The following is a 23510-nucleotide window of genomic DNA, read 5'->3' as shown; positions in this document are numbered from 1 at the left end:
TCAACAGGTCTCCCCACCGTCCACGCCCGTTCCAAAATCCACCGCGCCCTGGTTTAGCTTGGACGATTTCCAGCCGAAACGAGGATTATGGGATAATGGCGGTCTTGGTTTCAACCTCGGCATTCTGCCGTCTTCTTCATGGGCTCTGTCCCAAAGGAGTTTTGTCATGTCGGACGCCGATTCTTCGGTCCCGCAATCAGCACCCGCTTCCACCGCGGCCCGCATGCGTCGCGATACGCCGCTCGAACCACGCATCGAAGAACAAGAAGCGGCCCAACACCCGGTTTGGTCGGCCGACGACGACCCCTCACCCAAGATGAGTGAGCCCTTCAGCAACGGCGATTTTGAATGCGGCGAAAAGGTCATCGACTACACCAAGGAAGCCCACGCGCGCGGCGCCTTCGAGGAGTACCCCCTCACCCGCAACGAATACATCTCCGCCATGGTCCATTTCTACCGCGGTGAACTCACCCGCGCCAACGAGTGGCGCCTGCGGCTTGATACCAGTACCAATTGGGCCATCATCGCAACCATGGGTCTGCTCTCATTCGCGTTCGGCGTGCGCGAGCACACCCACGGCAGCATGATTCTCGGCATGTACCTCGTGCTCCATTTCCTCACCCTCGAAGCACGACGTTTCCGCTTTTTTGATGTGTGGCGCACACGCCTGCGCATGATTGAGGAAAACTTCTACGGCCCCATCCTGCGCCGCGACCTCAGCAGCCGCGAGCACAACTGGGGCCGCCTTGTCGCCGAGGATCTGATCCACCCCCGCTTCAAAATCACCTACCTTCAAGCGGTACGCACCCGCCTCTTGCGCAACTACATGCCGCTGTTTGTCACCCTTCTTTTTGCCTGGATTGTCAAACTCATGTGGCACCCGGAAACCAACTCCGACCTTTGGTTTGACCGACTCGCCTTTGGCCCGGTCCCCTGGCAAGTCGCCTTTTTCCTGGTCTTTTTCCTCTACGCCTCGCTTGCCTGCGTCGTCTGGCTTGTTCCGCCAAGCCATCCCCAGGATTCCGATTACTGGATGGAGGACGTGCGCCCCATGGACAAAATCCCCGACTTTTAACCGCGGAAAAAGAAAACCGCGACCGAAAAAAGAATAATCGGCAGGCAATCACCGCGAAGCCAAACCCTCGGAATGACGCGCGGTGGAAAGCGGGGTTAATCCGCGGTTTTCACAAGGAATTCTGCTACGGGGCAACCCGTGCGATTAGATGGAGGCGGCCTTCCGCGGGGCGGCCATCCGCATTACTCGGTCGAGACGCCTTCGCCTCAGCTGCTACGCCGAATGGTCGGCCCCCTGTGCCGTGGCTTGGTCGTAATCTTCGTTCGCATAAGGCTTTCAGCTTCTCGCGACGAATCCTTGTGAGAACCGCGGGTTAGTGGAAGTGCTCACCGATAAGGCCGGCCGCGACGTAGGCGGCCATTTGGTCGCCGTCATGGGCCACCACCAGGTTCATTTCGGGTTGCGCCGTTTGCAAATCGTGAAGAAACCGAAGAATGTGGGCCATTTTCTCGCCGTCCTCGCGACCGACCCAATGAACAAAACGGGGATGCCCTTGGGGTCGTCGATAATTATCCGCGTGCCAGGCCAGGTCACCGATCAAAAGGAATTCGCGGCCGTCGGCGCGTTGGATGTACACCATTTGCGAACCGGGCGTGTGACCACCGGTTTTGATCAGCACCACACCTGGTGCCAAGCGGTGATAATCCTCGTAATCAAGGGGTTGGATTTTGGCGCGCAGTTCCGGGGAAAAGGTCGCCATTTCCATCTCGTGATCGTTTTCAAGCTGTTCGCGGGTCAGCACGAGCTTGGGCAGGATCTCGGCCAGGTAGGGTGAATTTGGAATACCGGCACTGTGGTCAAAATGTTCGTGGGTCAAAGCGATATGGCGCGCGGCGCGCATGGCGCTTTGCATTTGGCCAAAGGCCTCGGGAAACCCCTTGGCGGTGGGCAAAATGGCGACGGCGGTATCGTGATCCACGACCGGATCAATCACGAGGGTCTGGTCCGGGTACACAATTTGATAAGCATAGATCGGCAAGGGATGACCGCTGAAACGGAAGTCGCCGGTGACAACCAGGCTGGGTATTTCGTTGTAGGCGGTTAACAAAGCGTTGAGGCCGGTTGGCAAGGGTTGCTCGTCGGCGGTCGCTAGCTGACGGACACGCGCCCAGTCCACGGTAAAGGTCGATTGCTCGGGAATGGCCAGTGGCTGTGAAACGACGGCAAAAAACACGCCGAACGACGCGGTTAAAACCAAAAAGGCAATCCCTATTTTTTTCTTCATCAGGCCTCCATCAAGGGAAGATTGTTGCGCGCTAGGTTGGTGTCCTTCCAGGGTACAGTTCCTTTCAAAAACCCAACCCCAAAGTGGTACGATTTTTTGGCGCGCCGACTTCGCAAAAACAGCGCGGCTTAACCTTTTCCTAAAGATTACCGCTTAATCCTGGTTCCATACCACACACCGGAGTTTCCGTGGCCACCGCCCAACTGCTGATCGTCGAAGACAATGTTGAAACCGCACGCAACATTTGCCTGTATATGGAACACCACGGTTTTTCCTGCCAGGTAACCGCCTCGGGCGCGGCGGCGGTGGCCCTGGCCAAGCAAATGCCGTTCGATTTGGTCATTCTCGACGTAATGTTGCCGGATCTCGACGGCTTTTCCGTGTGCGAGCAGATCCGGGCGCAAAGCGATATGCCGATCATCATGCTGACGGCACGGGCCGAAAGCGGCGATTTGGTCGAAGGATTGCAACGAGGCGCCGATGAATATGTCAAAAAACCCTACAGCAACAAGGAGTTGGTGGCCCGCGTCAAGGCCCACCTGCGCCGCCGCCAACCGGCGGCGACAGCGCGCCGAATCGGTCCCTTTGAAATCGACGATGCCGCCTTCAGCGCGCGTTGCCTGGATCAATCCCTGCGCTTAACCCGAACCGAGTTTCGCCTGTTGGCGGCGATGGTGCGCGCCCCGGAACGGGTTTTCTCCCGCGACCAATTGTGTCGCCTCGGTTTAGAAGATCCCGCCGCGTCCGGCGACCGCGGCATTGATGTCCACATCCACAACCTCCGCCGCAAGATTACCCATGCCGGACTTGTGAACCACGGCATCACCGCGGTCTACGGTCTGGGCTACAAATGGGTTCCATCGTGAAAATGCTGCACCGGCTCGACGTCCAACTAACCTTGATTTTCGTGGCGGTGCTCTCCGCCACGGTGAGTTTAACCGGTTGGATTCACCAACGCGGGCATTTGATCAACATGGTGGGGCCCCACTTCCAATACGATACCGATTTGGTCGCCCTGGAGCCGGCCCTGCGCGCCTTTGAGGCGGCACCAGAACAATCCTCCTTCGACAGCTTGCTGCAACGCCTGGCGCCCATGATTCCAGCAGACCGCTTGTTGCTCATCGTCGACGACCGCTACCAGGTGATCGCGGAAACGACACCCGAAAACGCCTTAATCGAACTGGTCCGCAAGGAACCGGACCCCAACTTTTTTGTGGTAGCCACCAGTTCGCGATCCGAACGCTTCGATTTCATCCTCATGTTTCACATGCTGCCCTACCGCGAAATTCGCGGCCGGGACCGAAGGATCTATACATTATTAATGATTCCGCGTCCGTTCCTGATCGATCCACCGGAGATCCGACCGATTCTGTTTGAAGGCCTGCGCCACCATTTTGAAATATTTGGTTTTTTCTACGCGGGGGTGATCCTCTTTTTTGTGGTGTTCATCCGGCGCCGACTCCTCCCCCTGCGCCGGATTGAAACCGCGGCGCACCAGCTCATCGAACGCCACATCCCGCCACCGATTGAAACGGTGGTTCGCCGCGACGAGGTCGGCAGACTGGTGCAGGCGTTTAACACGGCGTTGGAACAATTAGCCGCCAACGAGGCGGTCCGCAAACGCATGGTGAGCGATATCGCCCACGAACTGCGAACACCGCTCACGGTGCTCTCCGGTCGCATCGAGGCCTACCAAGACGGTTTAATCGACGACGCGCCCGGCCTGATCCAATTCACCGCGGCCCAGATCGACGACCTGACCCGCATCGTCGAAGATTTGGCACTGCTCAGCCGTTTCGACGCGGGCAAGCTGGAACTCCATTACAGCCGATTTCCCATCAAAGCCGCTTTGGCCGAGATGTTGCGCGCGTCGGCACTCGGCCAAACCTTTACCTGGAAGCTGACGGGCGAGGAACACCCGGTCTTTTTGGACCGCAACCGATTCAAACAGATCATCGGCAACCTGACGCGCAACGCGGTCAAAGCCCGCGGCGAAGGCTTGATCCTCACGATAACCATCGGCTTGCAGGACGGTACAACGGTCATTCGGTTCGCGGACAACGGCCCCGGCGTCCCACCCGAATCGCTGCCACTGCTGTTTGAACGGCTCTACCGCGTCGATGCGGCGCGCACGGCGGACAAGGGCGGTTCCGGTTTGGGACTCAGCATCGTCAAGTCCCTAGTCGAAGCACAACAGGGTTCGATTCACTGTGAATTGCCCCCTTCAGGCGGCCTCGCCTTTGAGATCCGCCTGCCGAGCGCGTGAAAAGCGCAGGATTAAGATTTTCTTAAACATTGTTGGGTAGTTTGGCTTCATCAACACGATGGAGGACCCCATGACATCTTTATTATTCTTGAGCTGCTTGTTGGTTTGGGCCGCACCCACACCGATAACTTGGACCCCCGACCTGGTGGAAACCCGCTGGGACCCCTACCTCAAAGCCGGGGTCGCGCAAGGTTTTTCGGGCGCGGTTTTGGCGGGCCAAGGTGAAGCAATCGTTTTTGCGCGCGGCTACGGTCTAGCCGACCGGGAAAACAACCGTGCCTTCAGCCCCGACACGGTGGTCACGGTCGGCTCGGTCACCAAACAGTTCACGGCAGCGGCGATCCTGACCTTGGTCGAAAAAAACAAACTCACGACGGACGATCCGCTCTCCCGGTTTTTCAAGGACCTGCCCGCCGACAAACAAAAGATCACGGTCCACCAATTGCTGACGCACGCTTCCGGGTTACGCGCCTTGCCGGACAAAGGCGACTGGGACATGATCCCCCGCGACAGCTACTTCAAACAATTGTTCGCGGGCAAGCTCGCCTTCACGCCGGGCGCGCGTTACCAGTATTCCAACGCGGGTTACAGCGTACTCGGCCGCATCATCGAAATCGTTTCCGGCCAAAGCTACGAAGCTTATTTGCGCCAACACCTGTTCCTGCCGGCGGGGATGCAACACACGGGTTACCTGTTACCCGATTGGAAAGGCGCTCCCCTCGCCAAGGGTTACTTTGCCGGGGTGGTTCCGGTCGGGACCATGATCGGCCGCTTCCAACAAGCGGAAGATGTCTCCTGGGTGCTGAAAGGCAACGGCGGCATCCAATCCACGCTTCACGACATGTTCCGGTGGTACCTTGCCCTGCGCAACCACAAGGTGCTTTCAGCGCGGAGCACGGAGATCCTCACCACACCTTACATCCCGGAAGGTCCCAACACGGAGAGCCACTACGCTTACGGATGGGCGATTTTCAACTCCCCTCGCGATACCAAAGTCGTGACCCATAACGGGGGAAACCGCATTTTTTTCTTTGATTTCATTTGGCTCGCGGAGGAAGACGCGGTGGTTTTGTTCTGCACCAACGCCACCAGCCGTCAAACCGAGGTTTCGTTCACCTTGGAACGCATGTTGTTCGACGCCGACTTCCAACCCGATCCGATCAAAAGCAACCCGACCGCGCTGGTGCTGAACTTCAGCAATCACCACCCGCTAGGGGAAAGCGCGAAGCTGTTCAAGCAAATCCAAGCGCGCGCCAAAACCGATTTTCAGCATCCCGAGGTGCTCAACCGAGTGGGTTACCTGCTGCTGGACCTGCCGGAGAAACAGGCGTGGGCGGTCGAGGTGTTCAAAATGAACACGCAATTGTTCCCCAAGGACGGCAACGCCTGGGATTCACTGGGCGAAGGTCAATTGGCCCTGGGCGACAAAGCCGCGGCGCGAAAAAGCTACCAAAAAGCGGTTGCCCTGGGTTTCAAACCCGCGGCCAAAACCCTGAAAAAGTTGAACTAACCCACCTTACTCACAAGGCATTCGTCCGCGGGGCAACCTCTCCGATCACGAGGGTTTGCCATCCGCGGGGCGGCCTTCCGCGGGGCGGCCATCCGCTATACTCTGTAGAGCAAAACGCGACGTAGCGCTGCTGCGCCGAAGGGTTGGCCCCGCGAGAGGTCGGCCCCCTGTGCGGTGGCATGGTCATAATCTTCGTACACATAAGGCTTTCTGCTTCTCGCTACGAATCCTTGTGAGAAATTGCGGGCTAACGGCAAAATTCAAAAAACAACCCACTAAAGAGAGACACGCAAAACGACCAAGCATCCGGCGTCCTTGCCAAGTAACCCCGGCGCGTCCACGCAATGCCGACGCCGCGGGACCGGTTCATGCTTAGACAGAGGGAAGAACGCAACGAAAGCCTACCGGCAACGATCAAAGCCAGGCCAATAGCCTGGATAGAAACCGGGTCGCAAAAGCTCGAGCACATTGCGTTCGGGCCAACTTGAGCGCGGCGGCAAACCCGTGGCTTTGACCAAGTACAACTCGAGGCCGGCACCGCTCGCCGAGAACCGTTCTTCCAGCGAAATCATGACGCGGCAGTGATGCCAAGAGAGTGGGTTTTCACGCACATCCACCTCGTGCTCCGCTGCATCGCCCAAGTTCGGATGGCGCAGCAGCGGGGTGAGATCGGTAATCATGTTGTCCTTGGCATTAAGTCGCGACAGGTTCGGGAACAACGCGATGCCGGCCAGACTTTGAATGCCCAACCCTTGGATATCGAGCTCCGTTACGGCCGCGCGCTCCGAGGCATCGAGGACTTGGTTTTGGTCGCTGTCGAAACGCGCGATCAGAGCGGCGCGCAAGGTTGCGTCGGGGATCGTCGGCGGGGTGGTGGCGGAGAAGGTCATCACGGTGGTTTGGGTGGGATCGCCCTGATCGGCCACGATCACCTGGTCCTCATCGGCTTGCAGCACGCTAAAGCGCCCAGGGTTGGCGTGGTTGGCCGCGATCCGTTCGGCGCAATAACCGTTCAGGCGCCATAAAACCTCGCCCTCACCGGCCGTTTTGCCGCACACCAACACCCCGTTGCCAAGGCGCCGCATCCAAGAGACGCTGCTGCTCCCGGATCCCGGGAACAGGTCCAGCACCAAGCGGGAAAAGTTACCATTCACCGTCTCGTAATCCGGTCCGTTGAAGCGCCAAATACCGAATTGCTGCTTGTCGGGCTGATCCACGGCGTATACGGCGTCGCCCGTGATCACAAAGGGTCGTTCCGTTCCCCCGAAGAACCGCCGACCGGCAACGGTATCCTTGTCACCTTGGCCAAAGCGAAGGCCTTCCAGCGCGCCGCTAATGCTGTCTTGGAAAATGAGGAAATTCCCGAGAGGCGCGATCAAAACCAAATTTTGCAAAAGGGTGTTCTGAAAAGCGTCGTCCCCGTAGAACCAGGGCCCGACCCAGCGCGCGAAATCCTGGTGATCTCTCTCGCGCATGACCAACAAGAAAAAGTCGTGGATCCGCGCGATAACCCGTTCCACATCGGCGTCCAAGCTATGGTGCACACGCCAAGAACCCGAGGCATCCACCGAGGCGACAACCCGCGCGTCGACCAAGAAAACGGGATCGCCTTGCAGGGTGCCTTGGTAGCGGAGGTTGCCTTGGGCGGTCGCGGTCGTGGTTTCGGCCAGATCGTCAAAAGTGTAGACCACGTCGGCCAGGTGGAACACCAGTTGGGTAACCTGGCCCTCGGCCACCGCTTGCAAACCTGTTTCGGGGTCATGGGTGTAGACGCCGTGCCGGATCAGGGTGGAACCCGCGGCATCAAATCGCCACAAGCCGACCGCACCCGGCGCCGTTTCCAAAAACAGCAGCAGCGACCCGTTGCCCAGTCGGTGGATGCCGCCCGCGGATTCGCCATGCCGCGGTGATTGCAGTTGCACGCCTTCACCGAGGCGACGGGCAACACCGGCGAGGTCGGCAAAAAACGGGACGCGTGTCCCCTGGCCGTCGGCCGCGAAGTAGAGCAGGCCCCGCTCCGTCGCGGTCGGCGAATCCAGGTACCGGTGTTGCGGGATACCCACCGGCAAGGTACCCGCGAGGGAACCATCGGTGCGGTACAGGCGGCGTTCGGCGCCCAGGGTGAAAAACAGGGTGTTGCCGATGCGGGTGACATCGTTGAGGCTCTCCCCTTCCGCGAGGGTCAGCAGGGTTTCGCTTTGGCCGTTGGGCATCAGCGCGCGCAAAACCGGCGCGGTCTCGTTACCGAGCAAGAGCAAGCGCTCACCCAGACGTGCGATGAACGATTGATCGAAACGGGGGCGGCGATGCCGTTGTTCGATCTCTTGCACCGCGCCGCCGGCGAGGCCGACGGCCAAAATGCGCGTGCCCCCCGGCTCCTGAAGCTGAATGTGGAAGCGGTTGTTGCCGAAGCCAAGCGGCGTGACCGGGAATTCGTCGGTGAAGTTCAGGGCGAACAACTCGGTTAGCCCGATTTGCGTGGGCGAGAAGCGAACCAGGCGCCGCCCGGTCCAAACCAGCGCGTCCCCTTCCCAGGCGCGCATCCAGCGCACATCGACCAGGTCCGCAAAAACGTGGGTCCCCTCGCGGGTGCCGTCGCTGCGCCACAGGCGCCCGTCCCGCAAGAAAAAGGCAAAGCCACCCAAGCTAAAAGCCTTGACTTGGGAACCGGCGGTCGAATCGGGGCCGGGATCGAGGTCGGTCAGGGGGCGGGTCCCAAATTCGGTGCCGTCGCTCACCCAAGGCTCGCGTCCTTCTTTCTCGCTGTCCGCATGGAAAACCACCTTATCGCCGGCGACGATTGGGAGGCCGGGATTGCGCTCGAACAACGTACGCTGCAACCCAGCCAAATCCACGGTGCCGGCGGCGGTTCCGTCACTCGCCCACATTCCGATGTAACCAAAATTAGCCCGCGGCGGCTTCACCGTACGGAAAAAAAGCTGATGGGTCGCGCGGGCAACCGGTGTCTGAATCTCGCTTCTGTCGGTCTTGGCCCAAACCCGCTCAAAAAACACCGCGCCGGGATCGCGCCGCCACAGCGAGGTACCGGCCGCGTACAAGGCCCCGTTCCAAACGAAACACTCGCCACGCGATGTTCCTACATAGAGAACAGACTCAAGGACCTCGGTCTGGAGATCAAAACGGAATAAAGACCCGCCAATCAAAAAATAGAGGGCGCCGTCAAAAGAAAGCGCTTGGCTTCCCACGGTGCCACAGCGGCTTACCGATACCGTCCCTTCGCCTTCATAACCGGTCACGAACCGATATTCATCGTGGCCTGCCGATTGACGCCACAGGTTCAGCGTCCCGCGCGAGGTCGTTGCCGCCACGTAGGTATCGCCGTCAATCGGGAGTACCGCCGCGGAACAGGCGTCGCCGACAAAGACCCGCCGGGTTTCCGTCTCATCGACAAGCACCAAGTCGCGACCGTAAGCTTCGTTTTCGTTGACGCCCAGCAGCAAGCCCGCTGCAACCGGAACCCCTTCAACATAGAATTGGGCCGGTAGGGCGCCTTCGAGGGATGGATAGGCGACGACGGTCGGGGCGGGCGGCGCGGCCTCGGTGACGGTCACCACCATCAACACCCGCTTGGCCTCGCAACCGCCGAGCACATTGTTCCAGCGCAGGTGGTATTCACCGACCTTGTTGGGTCGGAACCCCGTGACCGGCAATTCGCTGTCAAGGATTTGGCGCGGGTCTGAATCCGGGCCGACCAGAATGTCCCAGTACCCGGCTCCGACCGCGGTAGCCTGCAACGACAGGGTATCACCCAGCACCGCGCACTGGTGGGGCGGTGGCTCGATCTCCCTGCTGTTTCGAAAAACGATTCGCACCGTATCTTCGCTGTCCCCGCAGGGTGCACCGGAAAGGCGCAAACGCAAGCGGTAGGGTTCGCCGGGAATCCCCTCGAAAAGGGTTGAAACCGCGTTGGGTTCGTAAATGCGACCGCCAACCCCTGCCACGATTTCCCAACGCAATTCGGTAGCCCAGTCCGGCATGTTGCCGGTGAGGCGCACGGTGTCGCTGCTGCACACTTCTTGGTCTTCACCGGCGTTGGCGGTTTCGAAGCTGTTGTAATGGGTCAGGGTCACTTGGTCCGCGGCAGACGGGCAACTGCCCGCGCTAAGCGTCCAGGTCAGGGTCACTTGGCCTGATTGAATGAAGGTCAGCGTGGCGCGCGGATCGGAGGCATCCGAAAGCTCCGCCGCGCCGGGTTCGTCCAAGGTCCAGGTACCCGACATGCCTTTTGGCAGCACCGCGTCGAGCTGAAGCGCGGCATCGCAGGTCACGCGGTCCGCGCCCGCATCCGCGACAATGCCGTCGCCGTCAAGCGTGACCGCCAGAAGTTGCCAGTCGCTCCCGCCGCAAGCGTTCACCGCGCGGACCCGGACCTCGCCGCTTTGTTCGCCAAAAGCAAGGACCACTTGGGCCGTGCCTTGCCCGCTTTGGATGACCGAGCCGGCCGGAACCGCCCATTCGTAAGCGGCGGCACCCGCGACGGGGGCCACGCTGTAGGTGACCCCCTGCTCCAGGGGACAGGCTAGGGTGCGACCGGTGATCGTGGTCGGCATGGTGGGCGCCGCGGCACGCACCGGAATCTGTACCGATTCGGAGCGGGTCGTCTCACCCAGCGTGACCATCACCTGGGCACCGAAGGAAAATTCGCCCGTGGGGATGAGCGTCACCTCAGCCGTCCCCTGGCCGGAGACCAAGGTTGCGTCGGTGAGTTGCCAGTGAAAGCTGCTGTCCGGGTGGACGGCATCAACGCGTAAAGTAACCGTCTCGCCGTTGTTGCAGACGCTTGCCGGGGCCGCCAGGGTAATCGGGTAGGCCGGTTGGTAATGCCACAAATCGCGGTCGGTACGGGTCATGATGAGTTCGCCCGCGTGGCCGGAAAGCAGCCGCGGCGCACGACGCCCGAGTCCGGCCGGGTCGTCGATGGGTTGGGGGCTTTGGCTTGCCGCGGCCAGATGCCACAAACGCTCACCGTCCTCGGGAGTCCAGCTACGGAAATAAAAATCATCGCCAAGTACCAACGGATCGCGCGGGAAACCGCCGACCCGATCGGGCGTCAGGTCGGCAAGCAAACGGGTGCCGGACAAGGTGCCGTCGGTGGTCCACAGTGCGAAACCGTGTTCCGCCGTGTATTTTGGAAACAGAAAACGACCGCCGACCCAGATCAGAAAACGTTCATCGGTTTCGCAAACTACCTCAAGATCGGCAATTTTGACGGCGGTACCGGTCTGGAGATCCACGCCGTACAGACGGGATGCGTCGCTGTCCCCATGGATGGTTTGCACCACGGCCCGATTGGGGGAAACGGCCAAGCGCACCGTTTCTTCGTTTTCGGGAACGGAAACCACCTGATCAACCGCCAGATTGGCGAGATCCACGCGTTGCAGAAACCAGCTGCTGTTCAAATCGTAACTGACATAGACGTGTTGCGGTCCTACCGCGACGGCATCAATGAAACCTTCAAAGGAAACCTGATCGATGGTGTAAGGTGCAAGAAAATCAAAAAACCGAAGCGCGTCATAACCAACGACCATGCGACGGCCCGGCACCGCCTGCCCGATGGTTGAGAGCGCATCGCCGTAGGGTTTGGTGAGTTCGCGGGTGGCTGGGTCGTATCGGTAGAGGTTGGCTCCGGTTGCAATCGCGGTTTGGGCGCCCAAGCGAAGTACCTGAACACGGGTTGGTTGGAAGTTGGCTTCCTCGGGGAGCGTGGTCACAAGACGCAGGGTCGAAGCGGCGGCATCCCATTGGAATACCTGGTTGCGGTCCGCTTCACGATAACCCACGAACAAGGCCTCACCGTCGGCCGCGGCCCAAGGGTCTTGGTGCCGGCCCAGGTGCCGCGTCTGCCGCGTCGTGCGGTCATAGAGGAAGAGGTGGCCGTCGTTTTCCCAAAATTCATCTTTGGTGGTAAAGGCGAAGCGAACGCCGTCGTCGCCAAAAGTTTGAAAGGTGAAGCCGGGCCCCACCAAATCGGCATGGGCACCACTGTCGGTCAAGGTTCCGTCGGCTAGATTGAGGCGGCCAAAGCGGTAGATAAACCCATCGGGATCATCGCTCGGCATTTTGTAGGCGACGAGCCAAGATTCGCCGAGGTCGCCGTGGATTTGGGTCACCTGCCGCTCGGGATCCGCGAACCGTTGTTCCGTGTTTGCCGCGCGGCCGTCGCTGGTATAGAGCACACAGATGCGTCGGCCGAACTGGTTGGTTTCAAACAGCAACAGATCGCGATCACCATCCCTATCCACCTGACGTAAAACAACTTCAGTTGCGGTCGGCCAAGAAATTAATGCTTCAGTATGAAGGTCCAAACCGTTTGAGTAATAGGTGCGGTTGTCGGCACCTTGAAAATAAACGCCGTGCCCGTCTGTCGTGGCAAGCATTCCCGCCGTGGTTTTTACTTGGATCGGGTTGTCGGGTCGAATGAGGCGAAAACCGTCAACGGTCCCGTCGGCGGTGGCGAGGTAAAGGGGTAGATCCGGGGTTACCGCATCGCGAAGAACCGCGCCGAGAAACAAAAAGGCGCTGTTGCTCCCGAGAATCGTTTTCACCTCGGCGATGGGGTGGTCCTCGGAACGGGCAAATCGCAGGGTTCCGGCCTCGGTCCCGTCGGTAGCGGCCAAATCCTCGGGGAAACCGGAACCTAGCCAATACAACAGGCCGCGCCAAAAGGTAGGATAGGCGCTCGCGGGGATGGTGCGGGCGAAATCGCCACGATCATCAAAACGCAGGACCTGAAACGGATTGTGGGAATAGCGCCTGGTAATGAGGATCTCACCATTGGTTTCCATCTCGGTCCCGTCGTGCGCTTCCCTCGTAACAGCCTCGGTCTCAAGGTGGTAACGAAAGACAGCCACCTCCTGATAGTTAGAAAAAGTCGTGTTCTCCTGAGCCAGCACGAGGTAGGGTTCAAACACCTGGATCCGCCAAGCTTTGCCGCAGACGGGAATTTCGGCAAGACTTTCAAAAACACGCCCATCGTAGGCAAGCAGCGACGTCCCCTCGCGCCCGTTACCCACCAAAAAGAAAAGTTGGTCACCCAGGGTCACCGGGTTGCCGACCACCGGTCCCGGGTGGACGAGCTCGGTGCCGGCCGCCGTCCCGTCCGTCGCCCACAGGGTGCTTGCCACGGGCGCGGATGCAAATTCGGGCACATCCGCGCGCGGGAGATCCTTGCGCAAAAACACACGTCCCTGGAACAGGGCGGAAGAACCCGGTTCCCGAATCAGGGTTGCGAGATCGGGATCCTGCCAAACGGACCAGGGCTGTTGGCCCAAGGCGGGGATGGCGCTCGCCGTCAGGAACACGATAAACAGGGCGCGATGGACAGGTGTCAAGAGGGCCTCCTGGGCAAAAAACAGTCCGTTTCCAACCGCGATGATTTTCAGAGAACCCATCGCGGAGGGGGCCAACCGGCAGTCACAAAGAACCGCGCAGAAATGGTTTCAAACGGCAAGGCGTGGGACAGCATGAAACTTCCCCTCAGAAAGAACGCGCAAACAGAAGCCAAAAACAGCGAAACTCGCGAGGAAACAGGCCACTGATAACGGTTAAGGGTGTGACGACAACATTCATAAAGTTAAAGGCCGGAGATGAAAACCTGCTCCACAAAACCCGACCCAAGAAAAGGGATATCATACACGAACTTTTCTCTTATCGCCGGCCTTCAGGCTTCGCCGGCTACTTCTTGCGAAGGTTGAAAAGTGAACAAGGGTGGGCGCTAAGCCGCGCGTATCGGTTACAATGGAGCATCACATCCCCAACAGACGCAACCCCGTTGCCCAGCCGTGGAAAACCGTCCTGGAAGCCGCAACCATGAAAGCGTGCGTCTCACTAACCCAGTTGGAAGCCTAATTTTGGAGGAAGTTTTCATGTCGAATTGGTATATCGCCGTCAACGGTCAACAAGAAGGACCCTTCGACCAGAACACCGTGGTTCAGAAATTAAACGCGGGGCAAATAGACGAGTCGACCCTGGTTTACGGGGACGGTATGACGCAATGGACCGCCATTAGCGAGGTACCCGCCTTGCGGCAGGCCGCCGCGGCATCGCCGCCACCCGCGCGGGCGGCGCAGCCCGCCGCGGCAAACCCCGTGCCCACCGCCGCGAGCTCGGGCGTAAATGGGTCAGCCGTCACCCCCACCCATTCCCATGAGGTCGATTACGAAATCTTCGGGAACGAGATGCAATTTGTCGAGATCGAACTTGACCCACAAGAGACCGTCATCGCCGAGGCAGGCGCCATGATGTTCATGCAAGACGGCATTGAGATGGAAACCAAGTTCGGCGACGGTTCCGAACCGGACAAAGGCCTTTTGGGCAAAATGTTTGAAGGCGCCAAACGCAAATTAACCGGCGAGTCCCTGTTCATGACCTGGTTCACCAACCAAGGCCACGGTAAAAAACGCGTCGCGTTCGGTGCGCCTTATCCCGGCAAAATTATTCCGGTCGACTTGGCCCAAATCGGTGGCCGCCTGATTTGCCAAAAAGACGCCTTCCTGGCGGCGGCCAAAGGCACCAAAGTAGGCATCGCCCTCCAAAAGAAAATCGGGACCGGCCTGTTCGGCGGCGAAGGGTTTATCATGCAAAGTTTGGACGGCGACGGGATGGCCTTTGTCCACGCGGGCGGCACCATCGTGGAGCGGGAACTGGCGCGCGGCGAAACCTTGCGCGTCGATACGGGCTGTATTGTGGCTTACACGAACACGGTCAACTACGACATCACCATGGTCAAAGGCCTGAAATCCATGGTCTTCGGCGGCGAGGGTGTCTTTTTCGCCACGGTCACCGGTCCCGGCAAAGTCTGGCTGCAAAGCCTGCCCTTTTCCCGTTTGGCCGACCGGATCTACGCGGCGGCGCCGCAAACCGGCGGACGGAGCCAGGGTGAAGGCAGTATCCTCGGCGGCCTCGGCGACATGCTGGGCGGCGACTAAACCACCAGGCCGCAAGTCACTGGTCGAACCGGCGACTGGAACCCCGATTGGACCGCGGATGCAACCGCACGATGAGGACACCCACCCGCGAAGGTGGGTGTCTTTGCGTTAGCCTACCTCTTTGGCGGCCGCGTCTAAAAAGCTTTGCAGATAGGAATAAGGTTCCGTCAATTCGCCGCGGTACACGATGGTCGCCTCGCGCAGCAGACGGCCCAAACCACATTCTTCCAGCGGCTTGGTCAAATCCATCGACGCCATTTCCACCACGTAGTCCACCAAAATATTGGCGAAATGGTCCGAGGCGTCCAGCGAGAGCTGACACGGCAAGTGGTCAATCGACATCACGCTCAGGCGATCCCAGTGGATGCCGTCCTCGATGGTGCCGTCCTCCGGGTTGTAGGAAAAGGCGGGTTCGTCGATGGTGCTGGCCTTTTTGGTACAGGCCAGGCTGCCGTCGATGTCGCAGCTAATGTCGCCGATCACCGTCGGCAAGGCGTCGCGGAAGGTCAGGAACGCCTCGTGATCCATTTGTTTGGGATAGGTTTCATCCCAATAAATGGTCTGCAACAAGACGTTAAAACTGCCCAGATACTTGTGGAAGTCGTTCTCATAGGCATCTTTGCCGTGGTGGCGATAATCCGCCGCATCAAAAGCGCCGCCGTCACGACGTTTCACGATGTCCTTGGAACCCAAGACGCAGAACCAAGAGCCCTCGGGGCCTTTCCCATCGACAATCTGTTCCGGCTGAATTTCTTTTAAACCCATCCAGCGGCACACTTCCTGGCAGCCGCGGCTCACGTTACCGGTGCCGTTGATCACCACGCGCACCGGGTAGGCGGTAAAGTCTTCCAAGCCGCTCAACTGGGTGCGTAAGCGGGCGATGGTGTCGTAACGGTAGGTCGGATCAATTTGGCTCAGGGACGAAACAATCCCTTTTTTAACCAACTTGCGGCCCAAGATATGGAAGGTGTCCACCGCACCGGCAATGCCGGCAAAGCGGCCAAACGCGATGGTGCGAACACCTTGCGCGTCGCGCATGGTTTCGTAATCGATGATGGTCGCTTTTTGATCGATAAACCGCTGCAACAACGGCATGTTGTAGGCCTGCCCTTTAATCGTATGGGAAAAGGCCACATGGACCTGGCCAGGCTCAATTGAATCCAAGGCCGGCTCTTTGATGCCCAATACCAGTTGGGCACCGTGCAAATCTTCGCTTAAGGTCGCACCGGCACGGGCGAAGGCATTGTCTTTGTGGCAGCGAAATTCACTGCGCTCGACCACCACCGGAATATCGCGGTCGACCAACGCCTGGGTCGCGTCGGGCGTGAGCGGTGTGCGGCCTTCCCACGGGCTTTTGTGTTCGGCCCGTACGTAAGCGGTTAATGGTTTTCGTGATTCTTGATTTTTGTCCAAAAAATCCCCCAAAAGCGGTGTTTGTCAACCTGAAGTGTGCGATGCGGGTGCATGAAATCTCGCGAGGGGCGCGTCCTACGCCGAGAAGTAGGGCGAAACGCGCGGTGAAAAGCAGAAACGAACTTGAAAAGGTCGGTGTGCCTTTTCACCCGGTGTTGTAGCCCAATCCATTGCGGGATTTCGCCGCGAAGCGTCGTCCACTTCAGGTTCTGCCCTGTCGGTTGAAGCATCCATCAATGAATGAATCGTCACTTAATCGGTGATCGGCGTTAACGCATCAAAGGCGCAAAAAAAACAGCACGATCCCCAAATCCGTTCCCCTGCAGAAGGAAACGGGTCCACAAAAAACGCGCCGATGAAGGGGGTTATCCCTCTCATCGGCGCGGTTGGTCTTGCCGTTATTCCGACAAGGTTACAATCAGCTCGGTTGCCTCGGCGCGGTGTTTCGCGGCAGGCGACCCCTCGGGCGCGTATTTCAAGTACTTCTTGAGGTTGAGAATGGCGGATTCAAACTCGTACTCGCGAACATAGATCTTGCCCAGCTCGAAATAAGCGAGCGCGTACTTTTCATCCATTTTCAGGATCTCTTCCGACTTGGCCTTGGCCGTTGCGTCATCGTTCGCATTCAAAGCGTCGATGACTTCACGGTAGAGTGAATCGGGCGTTACCGGCGTCATTTCACGCAACTTCGCGGCAACCTTTTTGGCAAATGCGCCGCCCTTAGAGGACTTACCGCCCACTTCCACGGCCAACTTCATCATGTTCTCGTTGTCGGGAACCAGTTCCAAATATTTTTGGGCGTATTCAGCCGCCTCGTCCCAATCCTGCTGGAAGTAGTTACTGTAAACCACCACCTGGACCGCTTTATCAAGCGTGGGATCGATTGCCACGGCTTCCTTGGCAAGTTGCTCGGCGAGCGCATAATCTTTGGCCTGGTAAGGATCAACCGAGTCGTTGAATTTCAGAATGGCTTTGTCGCGCGGGGTCATTTCCGGTTTCTCGATACCGGCTTCTTTCATGGCCTGCTCGATGGTCATCATGCGCAACTCACCTTTTTTCAACTTAAAGGTGCCCTTGGTGTGGTTGTAGCGCAGAATCTCGTCGCGGTAGCCTTCTTTTTTGCACAGGATTTCTACCTTGGCGTCGCCGATGGATTCAACATCAAAGGTCCCGTCGGCAGCGGTCACGTAGGTTTTGGTGTACCCGGGAAAATCCTGAGATGAAATGATCAGGGTTACCTCGGGCAAGGGGTTGCCCTCGGTGTCGATGATGGTGCCTTTAACGAGCGGTTGCGGGCCCATTTCGGCGTCGGTAATTGTTTGACCTTCTTTCAACATACGGATCTTCAGGTTCACCGTACTTTGGTCTTGGGTGTAGGTGTATTCACGGGATTCGAAGCCTTCTTTGCTCAAGGACAGCGTGGCGCCGCCACTGGGCAAGGCCACCTGAACAAAACCACCGTTGCCTTTGGTTGTAATCCCTTGGGCGTTCCACTTTTCGGAGGTCGGATCGGCAAATTTCAGGTCGATGGTGACCCCTTCGATCGGGTCGCCGCTAATCGTCAATACCTTACCGGTCACGCGACCCGCATGGGGTTTTTGCGCAAGGAGTAACCCACCGGCAATGAACAGAACGCAAACCATTAAATTCTTCATACTGCAACTCCTCCTGTTGCCCTGCCCGCCATATCGTAGTCAAACGTTTCTTCGATGGTGATGGCGACCATATCGCCCGGCTGGTAAAACCCTTCGGTTACAAAAATTTCGCCGTCTACATCCGGGGCCTGGCCTTGGTGGCGACCGCGCAGAAGCAGCTCCGTTTCAGGGTGAACCCCTTCAATCAACACATCAAACGTTTGTCCCACCTGACGGGTGAGCTTTTCACGCGAGATCTCTTTCTGCAGCGCCAGCAAGTGCTCCTTACGGCGCATCTTCTCTTCCTCGGAAACCGGGTCCCCCAATGGATGGGCGGTTGTGTCTTCCTCGTGACTGTAGGTAAAGACGCCAATGTAATCGAACTGTTGCTCGCCGACAAACCCACAGAGTTCGTCGAAAGCCCGTTCGTCCTCGCCGGGGAAACCCACAATGAACGAAGTTCGGATCCACACATCGGGGACCGCCTCGCGAATGCGATCAAGGAACTTCGCCAATTGGGGACGGCCGCTGCCGCGTTTCATGGCCGCCAAAACTTCGCGGTCACAGTGCTGCAACGGGATGTCCATATACTTGCAAACTTTGGGGTGGCGCGCCATCAGCGCCAACAGACGGTCGGTCACCTGGTAGGGGTACATGTAGTGGGCACGCACCCAGTCAATGCTGTCCACATTGGCGACCGCTTCCATCAACTGGGCCAAGCCGTCCTTGAGGCCGATGTCGCGACCGTAATAGGTGGAATCCTGGGCGACCAAGTTAATTTCACGAACGCCCTGGGCGCCGAGTTGTTCGACCTCGGCCACGATATCCTCAATCGTCCGACTACGGTGTTTGCCACGCAGGTTCGGAATAATACAAAAGGAACAAACGTGGTCACAACCCTCGGAAATTTTCACATAAGCCGAGTGTTTGGGCGTGGTTAAAACCCGCGTGTGCTCCGACGAATACAAAAAGTCGGGGCGCCAATCCTCGGGTTGCGCCGCTTCCGCCGGCTGCCCTTGTTCGGAACGCAGATCTTCCAAAAATTTGCGGATGCTGCCCACGTGGTTAATGCCCAAAAACAAATCGACCTCGGGCAGGTCGGCGGCCATATCGGTGTGGTAACGCTGTGACAAGCAGCCGGAAACGATTAGTTTCTTCAGTTTGCCTTGTTTCTTCATTTCCGCCATATCGAGGATGGCGGCGATGGATTCTTCTTTGGCACTTTCAATAAAACCGCAGGTATTGACGATCACCACCTCGGCGTCGCTTGCGTCGTTGGTCAGGGCGTAACCTTCACGTGCCAATTCGCCCAGCATGACCTCGGAATCGACCAAGTTTTTGGCACAGCCTAAACTCAGCATCCCAACTTTTTTCATGGAGAAAACCTTCTTCGGGAGCCATACTCCCTTTTCTTAACAACCGGTGACAATTTTACCTAAAGTGGGTGATTCTGGTGGATGCAATCGCGTAAGATGCTGGAGCGAAATGTGTTGGAAAAAGCACAGGCGTACTTGGAACGTACGGCGCGCATTTTTACGACATGTTGTAGCCCAGCAGGTTACGTGAGAGCGCCGCCGAGGATCGCTTACTTTAGGTTTTAAGGTTGGGCCGCGTCGCAATCGGTGTGGTCCAAACAGTGGGGTTCGCGGCGTAGAGACAAAAAGCCACACCAAACTCCATTGAACCCAATTCTGCAAGGGTTAATCAATAAAAACTTTTGTGTTGCTCCCGTAAATGAACACACCGCGCCACCTCCCGATTCGGCGGCGCGCGGTGTGCAACACAAGGACGCGGGGCCTGTTCGACACCGGCGCCTTTTGATGTTAAGGCTTCAAACGATACAACATACGTGGGTAAGGAATGGTTTCGCGAACGTGTGGCAATTTGCAAATCCAGGCCACCGCGCGTTCCAGACCCATCCCGAAACCGGCGTGGGGGAAAGAACCGTAGCGACGCACGTCTAAGTACCATTGATACGGCTCGGGATCCAATTCGTGTTTGGCGATCTGGTCGTTGAGGAAATCAATCGAGGAGGCCCGCTCGCCACCGCCGATCACTTCACCGTAACCTTCCGGCGCCAGCACGTCCATGCCCAAAACGACGCGGTCGTCCTCGGGATCGGGCTCCATGTAAAACGCCTTAAATTCCTTGGGGAAACGATGCACGATGATCGGCTGATCGTATTCCTTGGTCAGCATGGTTTCGTCGTCGCCGCCGAAATCCTCGCCCCAGTTGATGTCGCTGCCCAAGCCTTTGAGTTTTTCAACGGCCTCGGTGTAGGTCATGCGAATGAACGGCTCCAAGGCGGCTTCCAACTTACTCGTGTCGCGCTCCAACTCTTCCAGTTCGAACGTGCAGTTTTCCAACACGCGCTGAACCAGGTGTTTCATGAATTCTTCGCCCAACACCATAATGTCTTCCAGGTGGGCAAACGCGATTTCCGGCTCGACCATCCAGAACTCGGTCAGGTGGCGCCGTGTTTTCGATTTCTCCGCGCGGAAGGTCGGCCCGAAACAGTAAACTTTGCCAAATGCCGCCGCGGCCGGTTCCAAATAAAGCTGGCCGGATTGAGACAAAAAGGCTTTTTCATCGAAGTAATCAACCTCAAACAAGGTCGAGGAACCTTCCGCCGCGGTCGGTGTCAAAATCGGACTATCGGTCAAAATAAAGCCGCGGTCGTCGAAGAAGTCACGAATCGCGCGCACCAAGGTATGGCGAATGCGCAGCACCGCCCACTGCCGTTTGGAGCGGAACCACAGGTGGCGGCGATCCATCAAAAATTCGGTGCCGTGTTCTTTGGGTGTAATGGGAAAGGGCTCGGACAGATGGATGATCTCCAGGTTTTTGACCAAAAGTTCGTATTTTTGGTTGCGCGGGTTTTGCTGAACCACGCCACTCACGCGGAAACTGGATTCCGTCGTCAGCTTGCGCGCTTCTTCCCACAACGCCTCATCCACTTCCGCTTTCACCATGACGCACTGGCAGAAACCGCTGCCGTCACGTATGACAATAAATTGAATTTTGCCGCTTTTGCGGTGGTGGCGAACCCACCCTTCCAGCGTCACCTCTTGATCGAGGTGGTCTTTCATGTCGCTAATGCGCACTTTTTGCACTATTGCCTCCCCATCCCCACTTGACGGGGACCAAATACACAACCGAACGAAACCCTGGCGCGTGCCCCGGTTTCCAACCAGACAGGTTTCCCGGCCTGGTGTCGTAAACCCCAAGCATTCTACAGACGGCGCAAAGTTTCCGTCAAGGTTCCCCAACGCCGCAAAGCACTTGCATCAAAAAAGCAGCGCGATCCGGGCTGCTTCGGGTAAGATGGCGCCAATACGCGAACGGAGGTGCTTCCCAATGATTATTGTGACCGGCGGCGCGGGCTTCATCGGCTCCTGTATGGTTTCCAAGCTCAACCAAATGGGCCATGACCGCATTTTGGTAACCGACCATCTCGGCACCTCTGACAAATGGAAGAACCTGCGTCATCTCAAGTTCTACGACTACCTGGACCGCGACCAGCTTTTTGATTTCCTGGGGCACCACAACCAAGTCCAAGCCATCATCCACATGGGCGCCTGCAGCGCCACCACCGAACGTGACGCCAACTATTTAATGGAAAACAACTACCGCTACACCAAACGTTTGGCCGAATACTGCTTGGCTCGTGATGCACGCTTCATTTACGCCAGTTCGGCCGCCACCTACGGCGACGGCAACAAAGGTTACAGCGACGACGAATCCGGCATTGACCGCTTCGAACCGATGAACATGTACGGCTACAGCAAACACCTGTTCGACCTCAAGGCGCGCGCCGAGGGATGGTTTCAAAACACGGTCGGCCTCAAATTTTTTAACGTTTACGGCCCCAATGAATACTTCAAGGGCGACATGGTTTCCGTGGTGTACAAGTCGTTTAACCAAATCAAAGCCGACGGCAAGGTCAAACTCTTCAAGAGCCACCGCGCCAATTTTGAAGACGGCGGCCAGCAACGCGATTTCGTGTACGTCAAGGACGTGGTTAACGTCATGGCCTGGCTGCTCGAGAACCCCCAAGTGAACGGCCTGTTCAACTTGGGGACCGGCCAAGCCCGCAATTTCCGCGACCTGGTCAGCGCCGCCTTCCACGCCTTACACCTGGAACCCAACATCGAGTACATCGACATGCCGGAACACCTGCGCGACCGCTACCAGTACTTCACCCAAGCCGACATGCAAAAACTGGTGGATGCCGGCTACAACCAACCTTTCCACAACCTGGAAGACGGCGTCACCGACTACGTGCAAAACTACCTCGACCAGAATTTCAAAGCCTATTAGGGGTGCGCGCTAGCGAACCCGAATCGCATCGGCCCCAAGCAATTGGTAATCAAGCCCTTCGCTGTAGAGCAACAGTTCCAACACCTGGAGCACCGGCAAGTCTTTGATTTTGATGGTCACCTTGCGGTCCCGTACCTCGGGATCAATCGCAAGCTGGACATGGGCACGATCCGCCAAAAAACGCAGGGTATCAAACAGGCTCGCGTTGCGTAGGTCGAGGTTTTGAACCCGTACATCCATCAGCCGCCGCTTGGGATGGTGATGGGCGGGTGGCGGCTCGACGGTTGCCGCGGACGCGGCGCGGTCGGGCGTACCTGCTGCCGACGGCAAACAGGCACCCAAGAAAAGAATCACCATCCATGGCCAACGCATCACAAGCTCACCCCAAAAACCAAGCAGATAAAAAAGGTTATCCTTTGTTTTTAACACAAAAATCAAAAATCCCAAAGCCGCATCCCGCCACAAAAAGCCAAGCCCGCAATTCTCAAAAGGATTCGGCTTCGCAGCAGAATTCCTTTTGAGAATTGCGGGCTAGCCTCCCTTGGTAAACCGCAAAAAACCAAAAAGCGGTTCGCTTTTTTTCGCCGCCTAAAAAAGCCGGCACAAAGCCGTTACCCGCCGGACGCTTAAAAAAGCCTGTTATTCACTTATTTTTCCCGAATGAATTCAATCGAAGCAACGGCTCAATCCACGACGGGAAGGGGCCAAATAGGGTTCAGACGCCCGGCCGCATCCTGACTTCCAAGGATCCTAAGAAATAAAGGATGCCACGCAATGCCCAACAGCCCCACTTTCCAATGACAACCCAGACCCACAAGCCCATCACAACCAGCTACTTAAACAAGCCTGTCACCCATCAAACAACCGATCCCCACGCCAAACTGAATCCTGCTTCACCATCACCCACCTCAAACTTTTCTCTCGGTGTTCCCGCCCTCCTCGGGTAGAATCAAACGATCTATGGGTACCTTTCGGCATGCAACGACCAACCACATCGACTACCGCGCTTATGGAACAGCGACCCCCACCGATCGCCGCCGATTTGCCTTGTTTGTGGCGGCGCACGTGTCTTTGCCCGAAACACCGCGCGGTTCTTCCGACCTTTGTTTTGTTTGCTCG

13 protein-coding genes are annotated in these 23510 nt (G+C 57.8%); 6 read left to right on the top strand and 7 right to left on the bottom strand.

The genetic code is table 11. The features are described 5' to 3' along the window. Positions 1-166: 166 nt before the first annotated feature. On the top strand, positions 167-1075 hold the full coding sequence (locus J3U88_RS26845) for a DUF2270 domain-containing protein (RefSeq protein ID WP_207862092.1): 909 nt from the start codon (positions 167-169) through the stop codon (positions 1073-1075). A gap of 313 nt (positions 1076-1388) precedes the next feature. On the opposite strand, the gene J3U88_RS26840 is transcribed toward J3U88_RS26845, so the two are convergent. Further along, positions 1389-2300, bottom strand: a complete 912-nt coding sequence (locus J3U88_RS26840; protein ID WP_207862091.1) for an MBL fold metallo-hydrolase — start codon at positions 2298-2300, stop codon at positions 1389-1391. A 188-nt stretch (positions 2301-2488) separates the two neighbouring features. Between J3U88_RS26840 and J3U88_RS26835 the strand changes: the two genes are divergently transcribed. The 3 genes from J3U88_RS26835 to J3U88_RS26825 all read left to right on the top strand — a co-directional run bounded on the left by J3U88_RS26835 (position 2489) and on the right by J3U88_RS26825 (position 6076). Continuing rightward, positions 2489-3166, top strand: coding sequence for a response regulator (locus J3U88_RS26835; protein WP_207862090.1), 678 nt, complete (start codon positions 2489-2491; stop codon positions 3164-3166). Positions 3167-3168: 2 nt separating this feature from the next. Continuing rightward, positions 3169-4566, top strand: coding sequence for a sensor histidine kinase (locus J3U88_RS26830; RefSeq protein WP_243436174.1), 1398 nt, complete (start codon positions 3169-3171; stop codon positions 4564-4566). A 70-nt stretch (positions 4567-4636) separates the two neighbouring features. After that, positions 4637-6076: a serine hydrolase domain-containing protein gene (locus J3U88_RS26825; protein ID WP_207862088.1), complete on the top strand. Its 1440-nt coding sequence runs from the start codon at positions 4637-4639 to the stop codon at positions 6074-6076. Between the two features lie 401 nt (positions 6077-6477). Here J3U88_RS26825 and J3U88_RS26820 read toward each other — a convergent pair whose 3' ends face one another. Beyond that, entirely contained in the window at positions 6478-13428 is a 6951-nt protein-coding gene (locus tag J3U88_RS26820; protein ID WP_207862087.1) for a hypothetical protein, read from the bottom strand. Between the two features lie 534 nt (positions 13429-13962). Between J3U88_RS26820 and J3U88_RS26815 the strand changes: the two genes are divergently transcribed. After that, entirely contained in the window at positions 13963-15024 is a 1062-nt protein-coding gene (locus J3U88_RS26815; RefSeq protein WP_207862086.1) for a TIGR00266 family protein, read from the top strand. Positions 15025-15132: 108 nt separating this feature from the next. On the opposite strand, the gene J3U88_RS26810 is transcribed toward J3U88_RS26815, so the two are convergent. The 4 genes from J3U88_RS26810 to asnS form a co-directional block, all read right to left on the bottom strand. After that, the gene (locus tag J3U88_RS26810; RefSeq protein WP_207862085.1) at positions 15133-16437 is read right to left on the bottom strand and encodes a Rossmann-fold NAD(P)-binding domain-containing protein; all 1305 of its coding nucleotides are present in this window, start codon (positions 16435-16437) and stop codon (positions 15133-15135) included. 398 nt (positions 16438-16835) lie between these two features. After that, a complete protein-coding gene (locus J3U88_RS26805) occupies positions 16836-18092 on the bottom strand; it encodes a carboxypeptidase-like regulatory domain-containing protein (protein ID WP_207862084.1) in 1257 nt (418 codons plus the stop codon). Continuing rightward, on the bottom strand, positions 18089-19447 hold the full coding sequence (rimO, locus tag J3U88_RS26800) for a 30S ribosomal protein S12 methylthiotransferase RimO (protein WP_207862083.1): 1359 nt from the start codon (positions 19445-19447) through the stop codon (positions 18089-18091). Before rimO ends, J3U88_RS26805 begins: the two co-directional genes overlap by 4 nt. Positions 19448-19894: 447 nt before the next feature. Then, positions 19895-21187, bottom strand: a complete 1293-nt coding sequence (asnS, locus tag J3U88_RS26795) for an asparagine--tRNA ligase (protein WP_423842085.1) — start codon at positions 21185-21187, stop codon at positions 19895-19897. Positions 21188-21428: 241 nt separating this feature from the next. Here asnS and rfaD point away from each other — a divergent pair, with 241 nt between their 5' ends. Then, on the top strand, positions 21429-22391 hold the full coding sequence (gene rfaD, locus J3U88_RS26790; RefSeq protein WP_207862082.1) for an ADP-glyceromanno-heptose 6-epimerase: 963 nt from the start codon (positions 21429-21431) through the stop codon (positions 22389-22391). Between the two features lie 9 nt (positions 22392-22400). On the opposite strand, the gene J3U88_RS26785 is transcribed toward rfaD, so the two are convergent. After that, entirely contained in the window at positions 22401-22763 is a 363-nt protein-coding gene (locus J3U88_RS26785; RefSeq protein ID WP_207862081.1) for an STN domain-containing protein, read from the bottom strand. Between the last annotated feature and the right edge of the window lie 747 nt (positions 22764-23510).

The organism is Acanthopleuribacter pedis (genome assembly GCF_017377855.1).
Classification (GTDB): Bacteria; Acidobacteriota; Holophagae; order Acanthopleuribacterales; family Acanthopleuribacteraceae; genus Acanthopleuribacter; species Acanthopleuribacter pedis.
Note: the sequence above shows the minus strand (reverse complement) of the source record. Positions and strands in the feature narration are given on the sequence as shown.